Origin of the sequence: Streptomyces sp. NPDC053069, from assembly GCF_044546895.1 — a bacterium.
Taxonomy (GTDB): domain Bacteria; phylum Actinomycetota; class Actinomycetes; order Streptomycetales; family Streptomycetaceae; genus Streptomyces.
In genome coordinates this window covers 135,053-153,624 of sequence record NZ_JBITZN010000007.1, presented here as the reverse complement: position 1 = coordinate 153,624, position 18,572 = coordinate 135,053, and the positions used below count along the sequence as shown (strand labels likewise).

Below are 18,572 nucleotides of genomic sequence, written 5' to 3'. Positions count from 1 at the left end.
GTGACGCAGACCAGGGAGCCGTTGGGGGTCGCGGTCGTCGGGGCCGGCTACTGGGGTCCCAACCTCGTCCGCAACTTCCAGGCCAGCGAGCGGTTCCGGCTGCGCCGGCTGTGCGACCTGGACGTGGAGCGGGCCCAGCGGGTCCTCGGCGGGTATTCGACGGTCCAGGCCACCGCGGACTACGCGGCCGTCCTCGCCGACCCCTCCGTCGACGCCGTCGCCGTCGCCACACCCGCCGGAACCCACCTCGACATCGCCCTGGCCGCCCTGCGTGCCGGCAAACACGTCCTGGTGGAGAAGCCCCTCGCGGCGACGTACGCCGACGGGATGCGCCTGGTGACCGAGGCGGAGGAGCGCGGCCTCACCCTGATGTGCGACCACACCTACTGCTACACGCCCGCCGTGGGCCGCATCCGGGAGCTGGTCCGGGCCGGCGAACTGGGCGAGATCCACTTCGTCGACTCGGTCCGGATCAACCTCGGCCTCGTCCAGAAGGACATCGACGTGCTGTGGGACCTGGCCCCGCACGACCTGTCGATCCTCGACTTCATCCTCCCCGACCACGTCGAACCGGTCGCCGTCGCCGCCCACGGTGCCGACCCGATCGGCGCCGGACAGGCCTGCGTGGCCTATCTGACGCTCCAGCTGAACACCGGCGCCATCGCGCACGTGCACGTCAACTGGCTGTCCCCGACCAAGGTTCGCACCACCATGGTGGGCGGCGCCAAACGCACCCTGATCTGGGACGACCTCAACCCCCTGCAACGCGTGGCGGTCTACGACCGGGGCGTGGACCTGGCCGCACCGCAGGAGATCGGCGCGGACGAGCGCCGGGACATGCTCATCTCGTACCGCGCCGGAGACATGGTCGCGCCCGCCATCGGCGAGAAGGAAGCGCTGCGCAGCATGGTCGACGAGTTCGCCGACGCGATCAGTGCGGGGCGGGCGCCGCTGACCGACGGCCGGGCGGGCCTCAGGGTGCTGGACATTCTCGAAGCGGCGTCCCGCAGTCTCGAATTCAAGGGCGCGGTCGTCGGCCTGCGCGCCGGGCGCTGAGGACATGCAATTGACCGGGAGGGCAAGGCAGTTGAGCAGCGTACGAGGAAAGAAGATCCTGGTCACCGGGGGAGCGGGCACCATCGGCTCGCACCTCGTCGACCTCTTGGCCGAGGGCGGCGCCCGCGAGATCGTCGTACTCGACAACTTCGTGCGCGGACGGCGGGCCAACCTCGCCCAGGCCCTGCCCGGCGGCGTCGTGGAGGTCGTCGAGGGTGACATCCGGGACGCCGCCACCGTACGGAAGGTCACCGAGGGCGCCGACCTGGTGTTCCATCTCGCCGCCATCCGCATCACCCAGTGCGCGGAGGAGCCACGGCTCGCCAACGAGGTCCTGGTCGACGGCACCTTCAACGTCCTGGAGGCAGCGGCCGAGGCCGGCGTGTCCAAGGTGATCGCCTCATCCTCGGCGTCCGTCTACGGCCTGGCCGAGACCTTCCCGACGACCGAGCGCCACCACCCGTACAACAACGACACCTTCTACGGCGCGGCCAAGGCCTTCAACGAGGGCATGCTGCGCAGCTTCCACGCCATGTACGGACTGGACTACGTGGCGCTGCGCTACTTCAACGTCTACGGCCCCCGGATGGACATCCACGGTCTCTACACCGAGGTGCTCATCCGCTGGATGGAGCGCATCGAGGCGGGCGAGCCGCCGCTGATCCTCGGCGACGGCATGCAGACCATGGACTTCGTCGACGTGCGTGACATCGCGAGGGCCAATGTCCTGGCCGCCGAGCCGGGTCTCACCGACGAGGTGTTCAACATCGCGAGCGGCACCGAGACTTCGCTGCGCGAACTCGCCGACGGCCTGCTGGAGGCGATGGGGGCCGAGGGACTGGAGCCCGTGTACGGGCCCGCCCGCACGGTGAACGGGGTCACCCGCAGGCTCGCGGACACCGCACAGGCCGCCGAGCGGCTCGGCTTCACGGCGCGGATCGACCTGCGCACGGGGCTCAACGACCTGGTGGCGTGGTGGCGTGCGGAGCGGGAGGCGGCCAAGTGAGCACCGACCGCATCCCGGTGATGATCCCCTGGCTCGGCGAGGAGGAGGCCCGGGCCGCCTCCGACGCGGTGCTGTCCGGGTGGGTCGCCCAGGGCCCCCGGGTCGCCGCCTTCGAGCGGGCCTTCGCCGAGCGGGTGGGCGCCGAGCACGCCGTCGCGGTCAGCTCCTGCACCACCGCCCTGCACCTGTCGCTCGTCGCGCTCGGACTGGGGCCCGGCGACGAGGTCGTGGTGCCCTCGCTGTCGTTCATCGCCACCGCCAACGCCGTGCGCCACGTCGGCGCCGAGCCCGTGTTCGCCGACGTCGACCCGGCCACCGGCAACCTCACCCCGGCCACCGTGGACGCGGTCCGCACCCCGCGCACCCAGGCCGTCCTCGCCGTCCACCAGGGCGGCGTACCGGCCGATGTGCACGCCCTGCGCGCCGCCTGTGCGGACTGGGACCTGCCCCTGGCCGAGGACGCGGCCTGCGCCATCGGCTCCACCGTCGGCGGCAAGCCCGTGGGGCACGGCGCGCTGATCGCCGCCTGGTCCTTCCACCCGCGCAAGGTCGTCACCACGGGGGAGGGCGGCATGATCAGCACGGACAGCGCCGAGTGGGCGGCCCGCCTGCGCCGGCTGCGCGAGCACGGTATGAACGCCTCGGCGGCCGAGCGCCATGCGAGCAACAGGCCGGTCCTGGAGAGCTACCTGGAGGTCGGCTTCAACTACCGGATGACCGACATCCAGGCCGCGGTCGGCCTGGTCCAGCTCGGGAAACTCGACGCGATGATCGCGCGCCGCCGACAGCTGGCGGCCCGCTACGACACGCTGCTGCACGACGTCCCCGGCCTCACTCCCGTACGCGACCCCGCGCACGGGCAGAGCAACTTCCAGTCCTACTGGGTGCTGCTGGACCAGGACTTCCCCGCAGGCCGGGACGACCTGCTCGCCGCGCTCGCCGAGGCCGGTGTCTCCGCCCGGCGCGGGATCATGGCCGCGCACCTCGAACCCGCCTACGCGGACCACCCCCGCGCGCCGCTGCCGGTCACCGAGCGGATCAGCCGCGACTCACTGATCCTGCCCCTGTTCCACACGATGACCGAGGCCCAGCAGGACCGCGTCGTGGCGGCGCTGCGCGAACAGGCCCGAAGATGAACGGGCTGCTGATCGTCGGCGCGGGCGGCTTCGCCCGGGAGACCGCACAGGCCGTACGCGACGCGGCCGATGCCGAGCTGCTCGGCCACCTCGACGACAACTCCGCCCTGCACGGTACCGAGGTGGACGGCGTGCCCGTCCTCGGCGGCTGCGACCTGGTCCACGACCTGCCCCGCGCCCGCGTGGTGATCTGCGTGGGCAACCCCCGGGACTACGCGGCCCGCGCCCGTCTGGCCCGCAGGCTCGCCCTGCCCCCGGACCGCTACGCCACCGTGATCCACCCGGCGGCGGCGGTGTCATCGACGTCCCGGGTCGGCCCCGGCTCGGTCCTGCTCGCGCACTGCGTCCTGACCGCCGCCGTGCGGGTGGGTGCGCATGTGGCGGTGATGCCGCAGGTCGTCCTCACCCATGACGACGTGGTGGAGGACTACGTCACTCTCGCGTCCGGCGTCCGCCTGGGCGGGGGAGCGCGGCTGGAGCGGGGCGCCTATGTCGGCTCCGGGGCCCTGGTCAGGGAGGGCACGGCGATCGGAGCCTGGTCGCTGGTCGGGATGGGCAGCACCGTGCTCGGCGATGTGCCGCCGGGAGAGGTCTGGGCGGGGAGCCCGGCCCGGCGGTTGCGCGCGGCGGACGCGCCCGCGCTCGACGAACTCGCGACGCGAAAAATGGGGGGTCCCGTCCGATGAACCAGATTCCGCTTGTCGACCTCAAGGCGGCCCACGCCGAGGTGGCCGAGGAGGTACGGGCAGGATTCGAACGGATCCTGGCCGACACCGCGTTCATCGGCGGAGACGAGGTCCGCCGATTCGAGCACGCGTACGCGGAGTTCGGCGGTGTCGCGCACTGCGTGGGCGTCGCCAACGGAACCGACGCCGTCGAACTCGCCCTGCGCGCCAGTGGGGTCGGGCCCGGCGACGAGGTCGTGGTGCCCGCCAACACCTTCATCGCCACCGTGGGCGCCGTGGCCAGAATCGGTGCGCGACCGGTCCTGGCGGACTGCCTGCCCGACACCCACCTGCTCGACCCCCAGGCCGCGCTGGACGCGGTCGGCCCGGCCACCCGCGCGGTGGTACCGGTGCACCTCTACGGGCAGATGGCCGACGTGACGGAACTGGCCGGCCGGCTGCCCGGTCGCGTACGGGTCGTCGAGGACGCCGCGCAGTGCCAGGGCGCCACCCGCGACGGCCGCGCGCCGGGCAGTGGCGGCATCGCGGCCACCAGCTTCTACCCGGGCAAGAACCTGGGTGCCTACGGCGACGCGGGCGCGGTGCTGACCGACGACGAGGAACTGGCCGGCCTGGTGCGGGCGATCGCGAACCACGGCGGCGTCGCCAAGTACCGCCACGACGTGCCCGGGTTCAACAGCCGTCTCGACGGGCTGCAGGCCGTCGTCCTGCGGGCCAGGCTGGCCCGGCTGGCGGACGGCAACGCGGCCCGGCGGGCAGCCGCGGCCCGCTACGACGCACTGCTCGCCGACCTGGCGGTCACCGGCCGCATCGTGCTCCCCACAACGGCGCCCGGCAACGTCCACGTCCAGCACCTGTACGTCGTCCAGGTCGTCGGCGCGGACCGCGACGACATCGTCGGCAAGCTCAACGCCGAGGGCATCGGCGCGGGTGTGCACTATCCCGTCCCGGTGCACCTCACGCCCGCGTACCGCCATCTCGGCCATGTCCGGGGCGACTTCCCGAACGCCGAGAGGGCGGCCGGCCGGATCCTGTCGCTCCCGCTGTACCCGCAGATCACCGCCGATCAGCAGCAGCGCGTCGTGGACGCGCTCACCGACGCGCTCGGAAGCTGACCGGCCCCGGCTCCACCCGACGGCACGCGTCGGTCCTGCACAGCACCGCTGAGAGGTACTCATGAACAGATGGAGCAGACGGATCCGGGGCGTCCGCCTCGCCGTCGTGGCGGCATTGATATGGGCGGTGCTCCCCCAGGCTGTACCGGCCCAGGCGGCATCCGATCCGTGCGGAGCCGGCTCGAACCCCGTCGTGTGCGAGAACTCCAAGCCGGGCAGCCCGAAATCCGACTGGTTCTCGCCCAACGCCTACGGTGACATCCAGGGGTTCTCCACCAAGGAGAGCGTCCAGGCCGGGGACACCGTCCAGTTCAAGGTCCAGTCGAAGGTCCCCTACCACATCGAGATCTACCGGCTGGGCTGGTACGGCGGCGACGGCGCGCGCGAGATGTCCACCGCGGCCCAGGCGGCCGTGACCTATCCGGCCAACTACATCACCAAGCCCGCCGGTTGCACCACGAAGAGCAGCACCGGCCTGGTCGACTGCGGCAACTGGCCCGTGACCGCGACCTGGACGGTGCCCAGCGGTGCCGTGTCCGGCCTGTACATCGCGAACCTGACGCAGACGGACGGCGACGGCCTGATGCCATACCCGTTCGTCGTCCGCAACGACTCCAGCACCTCCGACATCGTCGTACAGACCAGCGATCAGACCTGGCAGGCCTACAACGACTACGGCGGCCAGGATCTGTACGGCGGCACCGGGCCCGCTCCGGACGGCCGCGCCTACGAGGTCAGCTACAACCGGCCGCTGGACATCGGCGGTGACAACGGCATCTACGGCTCCGAGTACATGATGCTGTCCTGGCTGGAACGCAACGGCTACGACGTCAGCTACCTGTCCGGCGTGGACGTGTCGGCCAACGGCGCCACCCTGCTGAAGAAGCACAAGGTGTACATGTCCTCCGGTCATGACGAGTACTGGACGCAGAGCCAGTACTCCAACGTCCTGGCGGCCCGCAAGGCAGGCGTCCGCGAGGCCTTCTTCAGCGGCAACGAGGTCTTCTGGAAGACGCGGCTCGCCCCGAGCATCGACGGCGCCGGCACGGCGAACCGGACCCTGGTCTGCTACAAGATGACCAAGATGTCCCAGAACAACGGCATCGCCGACCCCAGCGGCATCTGGACCGGCACCTGGATGGACCCGGCCGGCAGCGACTACGGCCAGACCTACCAGCCGCCGAACATCCTCACCGGCTCCATGTTCCAGGTGAACGGCTACCGCAGCGACGCGATCACCGTCCCCGGCTCGTACGGCAGGAACCGGCTGTGGCGCAACACCTCCATCGCCAACCTCACCGCCGGGCAGACCGCCACCTTCCCGACGGGCACCCTCGGTTACGAGTGGGACAGCGACGTCGACAACGGCACCAGGCCCGCGGGGGAGATCGACCTGTCGTCCACGACCGTGGACATCAACGACGGCAAGCTCCGCACGGACTGGGGCAACGTGTACGGCAACGGCACGGCGACGCACAACCTCGTCGAGTTCCGCGACCGGGACTCGGGCGCCCTGGTGTTCGGGGCGGGGACCGTGCAGTGGTCGTGGGGCCTGACCGACATCCCCACCTACAACCCCGAGGACACGGTGGTCACCGAGGATGCCCGGATGCAGCAGGCGACCGTGAACGTCCTGGCCGACATGGGGGTCAAGCCACTGACCCTGCAGAGCAACCTCGTCACCGCGACGGCCTCCACCGATACCACGGGTCCGGCCGTCACCGTGAAGAGCCCGGCCTCCGGGATCACCGTCCCGGCGCTGAAGCCGGTCACCATCACCGGCACCGCCACCGACTCCGGCGGAGGCGTGGTGGCCCGCGTGGAGGTGTCCACGGACGGCGGAACCACCTGGAAGGCCGCGAACGGCCTGGCGTCCTGGAGCTACAGCTGGACCCCGACGACCCCGGGCCCGGCGTCCGTCGCAGTCCGCGCGGTCGACGACAGCGTCAACATCGGCGCGGTCACCACCGTCCCGCTGACCGTCGGCCCGCAGGCCTGCCCCTGCACCGTCTGGCCGGCCTCGGCCGTTCCCGGCACCGTCAACGCGGGCGACGGCAGCTCGGTGGAGCTCGGCGTCAAGTTCCGCACCACGACGGCCGGTTCCCTCACCGGTGTCCGCTTCTACAAGTCACCGGCCAACACGGGCACCCACACCGGGAGCCTGTGGAGCGCCTCCGGCACCCGCCTGGCCACCGGCACCTTCACCAAGGAGACGGCCTCCGGCTGGCAGCAGCTGAACTTCGCCACCCCGGTCAGCGTCAAGGCCAACACCACCTACGTCGCCTCCTACTTCGCTCCCAACGGCGGGTACTCCTACGACGGCGGCTACTTCTCCGGCAGCGACGCCGGCCTGGCCCCGCTCACGGCACTGAAGTCCGGCACGGACGGCGGCAACGGCGTCTACCACTACGGCTCGACCAGCGCGTTCCCGTCCTCGCCGTCCTCCGGCAGCAACTACTGGGTCGATGTCGTGCTGGACACCTCGACGGCCAGCACGACCCCGCCCACCGTCACCTCCACCTCCCCGACGTCCGGGGCGACCGGTGTGTCGATCACCGCACCGGTGTCGGCCGTCTTCAGCTCGGCCGTCGACACCGACGCCCTGGCGTTCACCCTGAAAGGCCCGGACGGCACCACCGTGCCGGGAACCACCACGCTCCCCGCGTCCGACAAGGCGACCCTCACACCGTCGACGCAGCTGGAACTCCACACCACCTACACCGCGTCCGTCCAGGCCTCCGACCTGTGGGGCAACGCCATGGCCGACCCGGTGACCTGGTCCTTCACCACCAGTTCCACCCCGCCCGCGGTCACCTGTCCCTGCACGCTGTGGGGTTCGTCCACCGTGCCGGCCAACGCCGACATGACCAGTGACACCAACTCCGTGGAGCTGGGCACCCGGTTCACCTCCTCGGCGGACGGCTGGATCACCGGCGTCACGTTCTACAAGGGCACCGGCAACACCGGCACGCACACCGGCAGCCTGTGGACCGACGACGGCACGCTGCTCGCCACCGGCACCTTCACCGGCGAGACGGCCTCGGGCTGGCAGCAGATGACGTTCGCCGCTCCGGTGGCCGTGACCGCGGGCACCCCGTACGTCGTCTCCTACCACGCGCCGCACGGCAACTACGCGGTGGACGGCGGCTACTTCGCGGCAGCCCACCAGTCCTATCCGCTGACCGCCACCGCCGACACCACCGCGCACCACAACGGGCTCTACCGGTACGGCACCGACCCGGCCTTCCCCAACGGTTCCTACGGCTCCGCGAACTACTGGGTCGGCCCGGTCTTCACCGCCGACAACCCGAGTGCGTCCCTGTCGACGGCCAAGGCCTCGGAGGTGACCGCGTCCTCGGTGACGCACACCGCCGACGCGCAGGACGCCCTCGTCACGACCCTGCCCGCCTCGGCCGGCGTGTCGTCCGTCAAGGCGACCGTGACCGTCCTGAGGGGTTCCGAGGCGGCCAGGAAGCTCCACGTCACCGCCGTCACCTCCTATGACCGGGCCACCCACAGGGTGTCCGTCCACCTGTCCGCCCCGTTGCCGGACGGCACACGGTTCACGGTCACCGTCACCGCCCGGGACCGGCACCAGCACCCGGTGAAGTCCCGCAGCTGGACCCTGACCGGCAAGACCGTCCGCAAGAAGATTGGCTCCCTTGATCGATGAGCACCGTCAGTGTCGTGATCCCCTGCTACAAGTACGGCCACTTCCTGGCCGACTGCGTGCGCAGCGTCCTGGACGAGCAGGACGGCGTCGACGTCCGGGTACTCGTCATCGACGACGCCTCGCCCGACGACTCGGCGGAGACCGCGCACAAGCTGGCCGCCTCCGACCCCCGGATCGAAGTCCGCGTCCACGCGACCAACAAGGGCCACATCGCCACCTACAACGAGGGCCTGCTGGAATGGGCCGACGGCGACTACGTCGCCCTCCTGTCGGCCGACGACCGGCTGGTCCCAGGGGCCTTGGTGCGGGCCGCCGCGCTGCTGGACGCCCATCCCGAAGCGGGGTTCGCCTATGGGCGCCCGCTGCGTTTCCAGCACGGCGGCCCGCTGCCGGCGGCCCGCACGCACAGCACCGGCTCGGTCGTCTATCCCGGGCGGTGGTGGCTGGAGCGGCGCTTCCGCGAGGGCACCGGCTGCATCACTTCGCCGGAAGTCGTCGTCCGCACCAGCCTCCAGCGCACGGTCGGCGGCTACGACCCGGCCCTGCCGCACGCCGGTGACATCGAGATGTGGATGCGGCTCGCCGCACACGCCGACGTCGGCTACATCCGCGGTGCCGACCAGGCCTTCTACCGCGTCCACGGCAAGAACATGTCCACCACCGACTTCGGCGGTCAGCTCGACGACCTGCGCCAGCGCCTGGTGGCCTTCGACTCGGTGCTCGCCAAATGCGCCGACCGGCTGCCCCACGCCGACTGCCTGGCCGACGAGGTCCACACCCGGCTCGCCCGCTTCGCGCTGCGCCGGGCGTACCGGGCCTACGACCGGGGGCGCACGGATGTCGTCCCGGTCGACGCGTGCGTGGAGTTCGCCGCGCAGTGCCTGCCGGGATACACGGCGCTGCCGGAATACCGTGCGCTGCGGTTGCGCAGGCGGATCGGTGCGCAGGTCATGCCCTATCTGCAGCCGCTGGTGTGGTCGGCCGTGGCCGAGCGCGGCCGGGAGTGGCTGTGGTGGGAGTCGTGGAAGCGCCGCGGTATCTGATGGTGCGTCGGCAAGCCTCAGTGGGTCGCCGGAACAGGGCCGGCGTGACGGCGGGGAGAGACGTGACGGCGCCTCAGCAGGAACCGGTCGAGCCACAACGCGCCGAGAACCCCGCCGGCCGCGCCGAGCAGAGCCATGCCCGCCAGGCCCCGGCTCTTGTCACCCTGCACCTGTGCCGCGCTCGGCGAGGTCAGGACGGAGGCGGTGATCCGCGACCCGGCCGGCACCCCCTGGGCCGACTGCAACTGGTCGACATGCCGGGTGTAGACATCGATCATGCGACGGACCGCCGCCACGGCGGCGCCGGCGCCGGACGCCTGCGACTGCATCTGCAGCGAGGGGATCAGGTAACGGGGCGTCGCGCTGGTGCCGCTGTTGCGTGGGACGAGATGGTAGCTCCCCCGAACGCCCACGGCCCGCAACTCCTTTGCACCGTCGGGGGATCGCAGCTGCTGGACGACCGCATAGGACACCAGGGCGAGCGGGGGCTGCAGATTGGTGAGCTGATTGGGCTGGTTCCGCGTCACCGGCGGTTTGAGGACGACCACCGCGGACCCGACGTACTGGGGAGCGGGACGCACCACGTGATACGCCCCGGCGGCCGTCAGCAGCAGCGCGACCACCACGACGTACCAGCGTCGGAGCAGCGCATCGGCGACGTTCCCGGGCGACATGTGAGTTCCTTCCGTCGCCCCCGATACTGGCAGGGCACGCGGTGGGACGCCATCGAATGGGGGGATGGTTCATGAATCTCGATGAGATATGGGCCATTCTGCGCAGACGTTGGTATTTCATGGTGCCCTTCACCCTGCTCAGCCTGCTCGGCGGCGCGTATCTGTATGTGACCGTCCCCGTCTCCTACCAGTCGCAGAGCTCGGTCGCCCTGCTGGACTCCTCGGCCGTCGCTCGGCTGGCCCCCACCTTCGGCAACCCCATCTCGAACGCTGGCGGTTCGCTCATCGTCACGGCCGACGTGCTGATCAGGACCCTTGAATCGAACGACGCCGCCAAGGAGTTGCACAGCAGGGGCGTCACGGACCCGTACACCGCCGGCTTCGCGCCGCAGAGCGACAGCCCACTGCTCGTGCTCAGTGTTACCGGGACCGACCGGGCGAAGGTGCTCAAGGAGACCAGCACCCTGACCACCTTCGCCGGCGAGCAACTCGATGCCCTGCAGGCCGCCGCCAAGGTCCCGCCCGCGTATCTCGTGCAGACCGCCCCCGTCGTGCTGCCGCAGACCCCGGTGGCCAAGTCGAAGAGCCGCTACCAGGACGTCGCTGCTGTCGTCATCCTGGGCGTCGTCAGCGCGTTTTTGCTGTCGATCCTGATGGAGGGCGTCGCGGTGGTCCGCCGCCGGCGGCAGGGCACCGCACGACAGCAGGAGACCCGCACCCCCAAGCGGGTACGAGCAGGACCGCTGAGCCGACGGGTGGACGCCACCGCGATCCTCACCGTCTACTTGGCGCTCGCCTTCTTCATCCCGTCGAACCTGGCCCTGCCCGCGCTCGGCGGCGTCGGCACGCCGGCCAACGTCTTCGCCCTGCTCGGACTGCTCTGGTACCTGGCGACCTGGCTCGGCGGCCGTGTCCTTCCCGCACCGGGCACCAGGCTCGCACGGGTCGCGATGTGCGTGCTCGGGCTGGCCGTCCTCGCGGCGTATGTCGCCGACGCGATGCGCGAGAGCTCCCACGAGGAGGTCCTCGGGGCCGACCGCGGGCTCATCGGGTTCCTGGTGTGGGTGTCGCTGGTCGTCCTGACCTCGGCGGGGGTGCAGGACCGCGCACGGCTGGACGTGCTGCTGCGCCGGGTGGTGGTCATGGGGTCCGTCGTCGCCGCGATCGGCTTCTACGACTTCTTCGCGGCCACCAACATCGCCGACTCCCTCCACATCCCCGGGCTCCAGACCAGCGTGGCGCAGGTGAGCGTCATGGACCGCGGCGCCTTCACCCGGCCCCGGGCCACCACGGCCCAGCCGCTGGAGTTCGCCGGCATGCTGGCGATCCTCCTGCCCTTCGCCGTCCAGCAGGCCTTCGATCCGGTACGCCGTCACCGCCATGTGCTGCGCCGCTGGGCACCGGTGGTGCTCATGGCCGGTGCGCTGCCGCTGACCGTGTCGCGGACCTCGATCATCGGCCTGCTGCTGGTCGCCCTGGTGATGGTGCCGCGCTGGAAGCCGGCCCGACGGTGGGCCGCGATCGGTGTGATGACGGCCTCCGTGGCCGTCTTCAAGGTGCTCGTCCCCGGGCTGATCGGCACGATCACGGGCCTGTTCGCGTCGTTCCTGTCCAACTCCGACAGCAGCACCCAGGCCCGGACGGTCAAGTACAGCGCGATCGTGCCCTATCTGCAGGAGCATCCGCTGTTCGGGCGGGGCTTCGGCACCTTCACCCCGGACCTGTACTTCTTCACCGACAACCAGTACATGCTGACCCTGGCCGAGACGGGCGTGCTCGGGCTCGTCGCCCTGCTCGTCCTGTTCGTCACCGGAATCCACCACGGCGGCGCCCTCCGGCGGCTGGCCCGCACCGAGTCCGACCGCGAACTGGGGCAGGCGTTCTTCGCCTCGTCGGTGGTCGCCCTGGTCATCAGCGCCACCTTCGACTCACTGAGCTTCCCGATGTTCGCCGGGATGTTCTTCCTGATGCTGGGGGCGGGGTGCAGCTGTCTGGGCTTCGTCCGGCGCGAGGCGGCAACCGCCGCCGTCCCGGCCCCGCGCGCCGCCTCCGAAGACCGGCTTCCCCACCTCATGGAGTCCCGTTGAGCCCTGTCGCCGTCATCGTCGTCACCTGGAACAGCGCCCCGGTGCTCCCCGGGTTCCTCGCCGCACTCGGGGACGGCATGGCCGGTCTCGACTGGCGGCTCGTCGTCGCCGACAACGACTCCGCCGACGACACCGTCGAGGTGCTCCGTGCGCTGGCCCCCGACGCGACCGTCGTCCAGACCGGCCGCAACGCCGGGTACGCCGCAGGCATCAACGCTGCGCTGGGCGCCGCCGGTGCGTACAGGGCCGTACTCATCTGCAACCCCGACATCCGGATGCGGCGGGGCTGCGCCCGACGTCTCGTGGACAGTCTCGGCGACGGCGTGGGGATCGCCGTGCCCCTCCTGTACGAAGACGGCCGGGACTCGCCCCATTACTCACTGCGCCGGGAGTCGAGCGTGTCCCGGGCCCTCGGCGAGGCCGTCATCGGAAACCGCCGGGCCGGGCGCTTCCCGCACTGGAGCGAACTCGTCACCGACCCCGCCGCCTACCGACGGCCCACGCGCGCGGACTGGGCGACCGGCGCGCTCATGGCCGTCGCCGCGGACTGCCTGGCCGCCTGCGGTCCCTGGGACGAGTCCTTCTTCCTCTACTCGGAGGAGACCGAGTACTGCCTGCGCGCCCGGGACCGTGGATACGCCACGCAGCTGGAACCGACAGCCGAGGCCGTCCATCTCGGCGGCGACTCCCAGGTCTCGCCCCGGCTCTGGACTCTGCTGACGCTCAATCGCGTGCGCCTCTACGGGCGGCGCCACGGGGCCGTCGCAACGGCATGCTTCCGAGGAGCCGTGTTCCTGCGCGAGGCGTCGCGAGCGGCTCTCGGCAGGAGGGCCAGCCGCGCGGCGGCAGCCGCCCTGCTCAAGCCGGGCGCGCTGCGGGCCACACCGGCACCGTGACGCTCAGTCGGCCCACGACGTGTAGAAACTCCCCGGGTTCACCAGATACCGCACGGTCGCCCGCGGCACGTGCCGCACACTGTGACCGCGGCTGTACCGGTGGACGAGCTCCCAGTCCTCCCGCGGAAGCACCTCCGGCGTCCGCCGCAGCCGGCTGAAGTGCAGCGAACCGTCCCGCCGCGCGACGAACGCGTTGGTGTCCAGGAAGGACTCCCGGGCCGCCCTGCGGCGGTCGAACGGCACGGACAGGATGTCCCGCTCGGTCCCGTCCGGCAGGACGCGGCGCAGCGCCGTGTAGACGCCGTCGGGCCCGTGGGGGGACTCCAGAACCGCCAGCGCCTGTTCCAGATGGTCGGGCTCCCACAGGTTGTCGTCGTCGAGGAAAGCCACGTACCGGGAGCGGCTGAGGCGGATGCCCACATTGCGCACGACGCCGGCAACGCCCGTGTTGCGTGCCAGCGAGACCGCGAACAGGCGCGGATCGTCCGGCAGTTCGGGGAGCCCGGCACCGTCGTCGACGACCACCACGACCTGGTCGCGGACGGTCTGCGCCAGGGCCGAACGGACGGCCGCCCGCAGCTCGTCGGGTCGGCGGTGGGTGGCGATGACCGTGGCGACCAGGGCGCAGGGCAGTGGCGCGGCGGCAGCCCCGAGCCTGCGAGCCTCGGCGGTTTCGAAGCGGCGCAGCCGCACCGCGGAGGGAAAGAGGAGGACCTTGTTGCGCAGCTCGAACAGGACGAGCCAGCCGAAGGCGCGCTTGAGGAGCTCCCAGGGGGCGCGGGCGATGCGTCGCATGATCCTCTTCCTCAGCCGGCCGGCTCGGGGGTGATCGGGGTGCCGTGGGAGAACCGGTTGCCGCGCCAGACGTTGCCGGTACCGCCGGCGTTCCAGGCGGTGACGGCTCCGTAGACACCGCAGTTGCGGTGGTAGCGGGTGGAGAAGACGTTGTCCGTGACCTCGATCCCGGTGGCGCCGTCGCCACCCCCGTAGAGGCAGTACGCGCCACCGGCCAGCAGGTTGTGGTCGATGACCGTATCGGAGACGGGCCCGGAGTCGGCGAACAGACCCAGGCTGGCGGAGGCTCCCCGGTCGACGGCGACGGGATTGAGCAGGGTGTTGTGACGGATGATCAGCCGGCCCTTGTTGCTGCCGCCGCTGATCACCGCGTCGGTGTGCTGCCACTCGCCACCGGCGTTGCGGAAGGGGACGAGGTCGTGGACGTAGGAGTCGTGGATATAGCCCTGGCCCATGGACAGGGCGTTGCCGAAGACGGAGATGTCGCTCCAGCCGACCTCGATGGAACTGCCGCCCATGTTCGACACGGCGTAGTCCACCCCGCCGTTGTCGGGACCCTTGCCGGGGACGGCGGTGATGGTGGTGTGGAGGACCTTCAGTCCGCTGTGACCGGGGCGCAGGTTGACCCCCCACCAGTTCGTGGAGGTGATCCTGGTGTCGACGATCGTCACGTTGTCCGCGTAGATGTCGAGTGAGCCGGTGATGTCCCACCCTCTGATGACGGTCCCGTCCGTCCTGACGGTCATGTTCCCGGTGGAGTGCGGCGTGAGGGGGACGCGGGGGCCGGTGCTGCGGGCATCGGGGAAGCCGGCTGACCGGGGGCTCCCGCTGGTGGCGTGAGCGGTGCCGTTGGTTCCGTCTTCGGCGGTGTGGCCCGCTCCGCCGGCGCAGGCGGTCGCCAGCGCGAGCGTCACAAGGGCGGCCAGGCCGCGGATCCTGGTCATACGGTCTCCGGTGCCCGGGAACCGAGGAGCAGGCGGCGGCCGGGCAGGACACACACCGCGTAACAGGCCAGGGCCGCTGTACCGATGAGGAGGAGGGCGGGGGTGCCGTCGCCGAGGAACCGCTTCCCGGCGAGGATCAGCAGGGTCATCACGGTCCCCCCGAGCAAGGGCCAGGCGCAGGCTGCGGCGATGTGGGCGAGGCCGATCCCGGCCCGGCCCAGGGCGTAGAGGAAGGCGGGTACGACGAGACAGGCGGCGACCAGGACATGGCCCTGGGAGACGCCGACGATGCCGCCGAGGCGCGCGCCGACGAGGAGGACGGGGACGAGGGCCACGACCCACAGGCCCTGGACGAGCAGGAGGGCGCGCCGTTGCTCGGTGGCGACGAGGCAGTCGTAGGCGAGTTCGCAGCCGATGCGGATCAGGCCGAGGGCCATCAGCCAGGGCAGCGCATCGGCGGCGGGCACCCACGTGCCGCCGTACACGAGGTGCACGACCGGCGCGGCGAGGCTGCCGAGCAGCACGCACAGCGGGACGGTGCCGGTGACCAGCACGCCCAGGGCGCGGCTGAAGCCTCGAACGAGGGCCTGCGGGGAGCCGGCGAGGCGCGAGAAGCCGGCGAAGGAGACACGCCGGGCCGCCTCGGAGATGATGCGCACCGGCCAGCCGGACATGTTGAACGCCAGGACGTAGAAGCCGAGGGAGACCTGACCGAGGGTGGAGCCGACGACCAGGGTGTCCACATTGACGACGGCGAGGGCGAGGAGGCTCGCGCCGGCCAGCGGCAGCCCGAACCTCAGCAGCGCGCGGGCCTGTTCGGGATCCCAGCCGAACCGCAGGGTGCCGGGGGCGGCCAGGGCGCAGCCGGCGAGGGCGGCGATGTTGCCCGCGACCGCGCCCCAGGCGAAGCTCATCGCGCCCCAGCCCGCGAAGGCCAGCACCAGGGTCACGGAGGTGCTGATGAGGAAGTTGAGCGCATCGATGACCATCCGCCTGCCCTGGGCGAACTCCCGGGTCAGAAAGCCGGCGGGCACCTGGGCCACCCCGTCGATCACCAGGCACAGGCACATCACCCGCAGTACGCCCGCGGCTCCGGGCGAGTCGAGCAGCCCTGCCACCGTCGGTGCCGAGAAGAACAGGGCGGCGTACAGCAGGCCGCTGGACGCGGTGGCCAGCGTCAGTACCGTCGGCGCGAAGCGGCGGGGATCGCCGTCCCAGCGGACGATGGCCAGGCTGACGCCGAGTTCGTTGGCGGAGAGCAGGACCAGGAGCACGGTCTGGGCGATGCCGTAGACGCCCCACTGAGCGGGCCCGAGGGCGAAGCGCGCCAGCAGGATGCCGGTGGCGAAGTTGCCGAGGCGCATGACGACGGTGTTGATCAGGCTCCAGCGGGCCGCGGAGCGGACCTTGCGGCCGAGGGAAGCGGGAGCGGGGGTGTCGCTCGGCTCAGCGGTCCCGCTGTCCGGTGTGCGAACGCTGTCCATGAGTCGACTCCTCGTCGAGCGGCTCGGCGGCGGGTGCCACGGCCATGGCGGGCCGTCCGGCCCTCGGCTCCGCGGCGGCCCTGGTCTCGGCGGACCGCGACCAGGTGGGCGGCGGCCGGAGGGCCACCGTCTCGTCCGTCGCCGGTTCTCCGGTCGCGGACGTGGGGGCGGTGACCGGTCGCGCAGGCTCGTCCGGCTGCGCCGGCGCGCGCGGCCGGCGGCGGGCCTCCACGTAGAAGACGGCGACCAGGCTCAGCACCAGTCCCAGGAACCCGGCCATGACCAGGTATTCGAGCCGGGTCTTGGTCTGCGCCACCGGGTTCTGGGGGGCCACGACGGTCGTCATACGGATCATGGCCTTCGGGGCCACCGACTGCTGTTTCTGGAACTGCTCCAGCCGTTGTCCGGCATACGCGGTCAGGATGCGGTCCGAGGCCAGCACGTCGGTCTTGTCGGTGCCGGTGACCGTGAGCCACATGAGTGGCCCCTGGGCGTTGTCGGCGAGCTTGGCCTCGAACGTCCCCGTGGCGCCACGGGACTTGAGCTCCCGCACGGAGTCGTCGGAATTGAGATTGCGGGCCAGGCCGTCGGCCATGCCGGTGAGCGAGGTCTGCGTGCTGAGGAAGGGGTTGCCGTCGTAGGCCACCGTGGCCTTCTGGGAGTTCAGGAGGACCACCGTGCTCTGCGACTGGTAGGTCACCGGAACCAGCAGGTACACGGCGACCGTCAGTCCGGCGGTCAGCAGCAGTCCGGGCAGCAGGACGCGCCAGCGCCTGCGCATGACCCGGAAGATCTCAGCGAGATCCATGGCGGTCCCCCCTCGCGACCCGACGTTCGACGAGCATATGCGGCAAGCGGATCATTTGGGGAAGGTTCGGTCGGTCGGCCTCGGCCGTGTGCTCGCGGTGCCTCCCTCCATCAGCACGTCGGCGATGCGGTCGCTCGCGCGCCCGTCCCACAGTTCGGGCCGGCGCGGTGCGGGCGGATCGTCCAGCACCCTGTGCACGGTGGAGACGATGCGCGCCGGGTCGCGGCCGGCCAGCACATTGGTGCCCTGCTCGACGGTGATCGGCCGCTCGGTGTTCTCCCGCAGGGTCACGCACGGCACGCCCAGCGCGGTGGTCTCCTCCTGAATGCCGCCGGAATCGGTCAGCACGAGGCGGGCGGAGTCCTGCAGGGCGATGAAGTCCAGGTATCCGGCGGGGGGCACGAGCCGGATGCCTGCGGGGACGCCGATGTCGGCCAGCCGTCCGGCCGCGCGCGGGTGCACGGGCAGCAGCAGCGGACAGCGGCCGGCGATCTCACCGAGGGCCTTCAGCAGCCCGGCGAGGACCTCGGGATCGTCCACGTTGGCAGGGCGGTGCAGCGTGACCAGGCCGAACTCCCCTCTGCTCAGGCCGTACCGGCGGAGAATGCCCGAGGCCCTGGCCCGTTCCAGGTTGGCCAGCAGGGTGTCGATCATGACGTTGCCGACCAGGTGGATCTGGTCGTGCCGGTAGCCCTCCGCCCGCAGGTTCTCGACGGCGTCGGGTGAGGGGGCCAGCAGGTAGTCGCTGACGCGGTCGGTGGCGACGCGGTTGACCTCCTCCGGCATGCTCCAGTCGCGGCTGCGCAGGCCGGCCTCGACGTGCGCCAGCAGCGGCCCGGCCTTGGCGGTGACCAGGGCGCAGGCCAGAGTGGAGTTGATGTCGCCGACCACCACGACGATGTCCGGGCACACCTCGCCGAGAAGGGGCTCGAACGCGGTCATCACGCGTCCGGTCTGCTCGGCGTGGGTGCCGGAGCCGACCCCCAGGAAGCGGTCGGGCGGCCGGATGCCGAGGTCGGCGAAGAACACGTCGTTCATGGCCGGGTCGTAGTGCTGACCGGTGTGCACGAGGACCACCTCGGCGCCCCGGCGTTCCAGGGCGTCCATCACCGGTTTGATCTTCATGTAGTTGGGGCGTGCCCCGGCGACACAGACGATGCGCGGCATGG

At 71.2% G+C, this 18,572-nt stretch carries 15 protein-coding genes; 9 read left to right on the top strand and 6 right to left on the bottom strand.

Features of this window, described 5'->3' with window-relative positions; genetic code table 11:
- The 7 genes from ACIGXP_RS18055 (at position 1) to ACIGXP_RS18025 (ending at position 9,715) form a co-directional block, all read left to right on the top strand.
- Positions 1 to 1,056, top strand: coding sequence for a Gfo/Idh/MocA family protein (locus tag ACIGXP_RS18055; protein ID WP_399769332.1), 1,056 nt, complete (start codon positions 1 to 3; stop codon positions 1,054 to 1,056).
- A gap of 31 nt (positions 1,057 to 1,087) precedes the next feature.
- Positions 1,088 to 2,062 carry an NAD-dependent epimerase/dehydratase family protein gene (locus tag ACIGXP_RS18050; protein WP_363218544.1) on the top strand — a complete coding sequence of 325 codons (975 nt, stop codon included), beginning with the start codon at positions 1,088 to 1,090 and terminating at the stop codon, positions 2,060 to 2,062.
- Entirely contained in the window at positions 2,059 to 3,198 is a 1,140-nt protein-coding gene (locus ACIGXP_RS18045) for a DegT/DnrJ/EryC1/StrS family aminotransferase (RefSeq protein ID WP_399769330.1), read from the top strand. The genes ACIGXP_RS18050 and ACIGXP_RS18045 overlap by 4 nt, the downstream gene beginning before the upstream one ends.
- Complete coding sequence (locus tag ACIGXP_RS18040) at positions 3,195 to 3,884, top strand: NeuD/PglB/VioB family sugar acetyltransferase (protein ID WP_399769328.1); 690 nt, start codon at positions 3,195 to 3,197, stop codon at positions 3,882 to 3,884. Before ACIGXP_RS18045 ends, ACIGXP_RS18040 begins: the two co-directional genes overlap by 4 nt.
- Complete coding sequence (locus ACIGXP_RS18035) at positions 3,881 to 4,999, top strand: DegT/DnrJ/EryC1/StrS family aminotransferase (protein WP_399769326.1); 1,119 nt, start codon at positions 3,881 to 3,883, stop codon at positions 4,997 to 4,999. The genes ACIGXP_RS18040 and ACIGXP_RS18035 overlap by 4 nt, the downstream gene beginning before the upstream one ends.
- A gap of 61 nt (positions 5,000 to 5,060) precedes the next feature.
- The gene (locus ACIGXP_RS18030) at positions 5,061 to 8,672 is read left to right on the top strand and encodes a DUF4082 domain-containing protein (protein WP_399769324.1); all 3,612 of its coding nucleotides are present in this window, start codon (positions 5,061 to 5,063) and stop codon (positions 8,670 to 8,672) included.
- Positions 8,669 to 9,715: a glycosyltransferase gene (locus tag ACIGXP_RS18025; protein ID WP_399769322.1), complete on the top strand. Its 1,047-nt coding sequence runs from the start codon at positions 8,669 to 8,671 to the stop codon at positions 9,713 to 9,715. The genes ACIGXP_RS18030 and ACIGXP_RS18025 overlap by 4 nt, the downstream gene beginning before the upstream one ends.
- Positions 9,716 to 9,732: 17 nt before the next feature.
- On the opposite strand, the gene ACIGXP_RS18020 is transcribed toward ACIGXP_RS18025, so the two are convergent.
- Positions 9,733 to 10,389, bottom strand: coding sequence for a hypothetical protein (locus ACIGXP_RS18020; RefSeq protein WP_399769320.1), 657 nt, complete (start codon positions 10,387 to 10,389; stop codon positions 9,733 to 9,735).
- 71 nt (positions 10,390 to 10,460) lie between these two features.
- On the opposite strand from ACIGXP_RS18020, the gene ACIGXP_RS18015 reads away from it, so the two are divergent.
- Positions 10,461 to 12,476, top strand: a complete 2,016-nt coding sequence (locus ACIGXP_RS18015) for an O-antigen ligase family protein (RefSeq protein WP_399769318.1) — start codon at positions 10,461 to 10,463, stop codon at positions 12,474 to 12,476.
- Positions 12,473 to 13,372: a glycosyltransferase family 2 protein gene (locus ACIGXP_RS18010; RefSeq protein WP_363218552.1), complete on the top strand. Its 900-nt coding sequence runs from the start codon at positions 12,473 to 12,475 to the stop codon at positions 13,370 to 13,372. Before ACIGXP_RS18015 ends, ACIGXP_RS18010 begins: the two co-directional genes overlap by 4 nt.
- A 3-nt stretch (positions 13,373 to 13,375) precedes the next feature.
- On the opposite strand, the gene ACIGXP_RS18005 is transcribed toward ACIGXP_RS18010, so the two are convergent.
- From ACIGXP_RS18005 to wecB, 5 genes are read right to left on the bottom strand one after another with little or no spacing between them, the layout of a single operon-like run.
- Complete coding sequence (locus tag ACIGXP_RS18005; RefSeq protein WP_399769316.1) at positions 13,376 to 14,167, bottom strand: glycosyltransferase family 2 protein; 792 nt, start codon at positions 14,165 to 14,167, stop codon at positions 13,376 to 13,378.
- An 11-nt stretch (positions 14,168 to 14,178) separates the two neighbouring features.
- The gene (locus ACIGXP_RS18000) at positions 14,179 to 15,111 is read right to left on the bottom strand and encodes a hypothetical protein (protein ID WP_399769314.1); all 933 of its coding nucleotides are present in this window, start codon (positions 15,109 to 15,111) and stop codon (positions 14,179 to 14,181) included.
- Positions 15,108 to 16,595, bottom strand: coding sequence for an oligosaccharide flippase family protein (locus tag ACIGXP_RS17995; protein ID WP_399769313.1), 1,488 nt, complete (start codon positions 16,593 to 16,595; stop codon positions 15,108 to 15,110). The genes ACIGXP_RS18000 and ACIGXP_RS17995 overlap by 4 nt, the downstream gene beginning before the upstream one ends.
- Positions 16,558 to 17,403 (bottom strand): chain length determinant protein, encoded by an 846-nt coding sequence (locus tag ACIGXP_RS17990; protein WP_363218556.1) that lies wholly within the window; start codon positions 17,401 to 17,403, stop codon positions 16,558 to 16,560. The genes ACIGXP_RS17995 and ACIGXP_RS17990 overlap by 38 nt, the downstream gene beginning before the upstream one ends.
- Before the next feature lie 51 nt (positions 17,404 to 17,454).
- Positions 17,455 to 18,570, bottom strand: coding sequence for a non-hydrolyzing UDP-N-acetylglucosamine 2-epimerase (gene wecB / locus ACIGXP_RS17985; protein ID WP_399769311.1), 1,116 nt, complete (start codon positions 18,568 to 18,570; stop codon positions 17,455 to 17,457).
- Between the last annotated feature and the right edge of the window lie 2 nt (positions 18,571 to 18,572).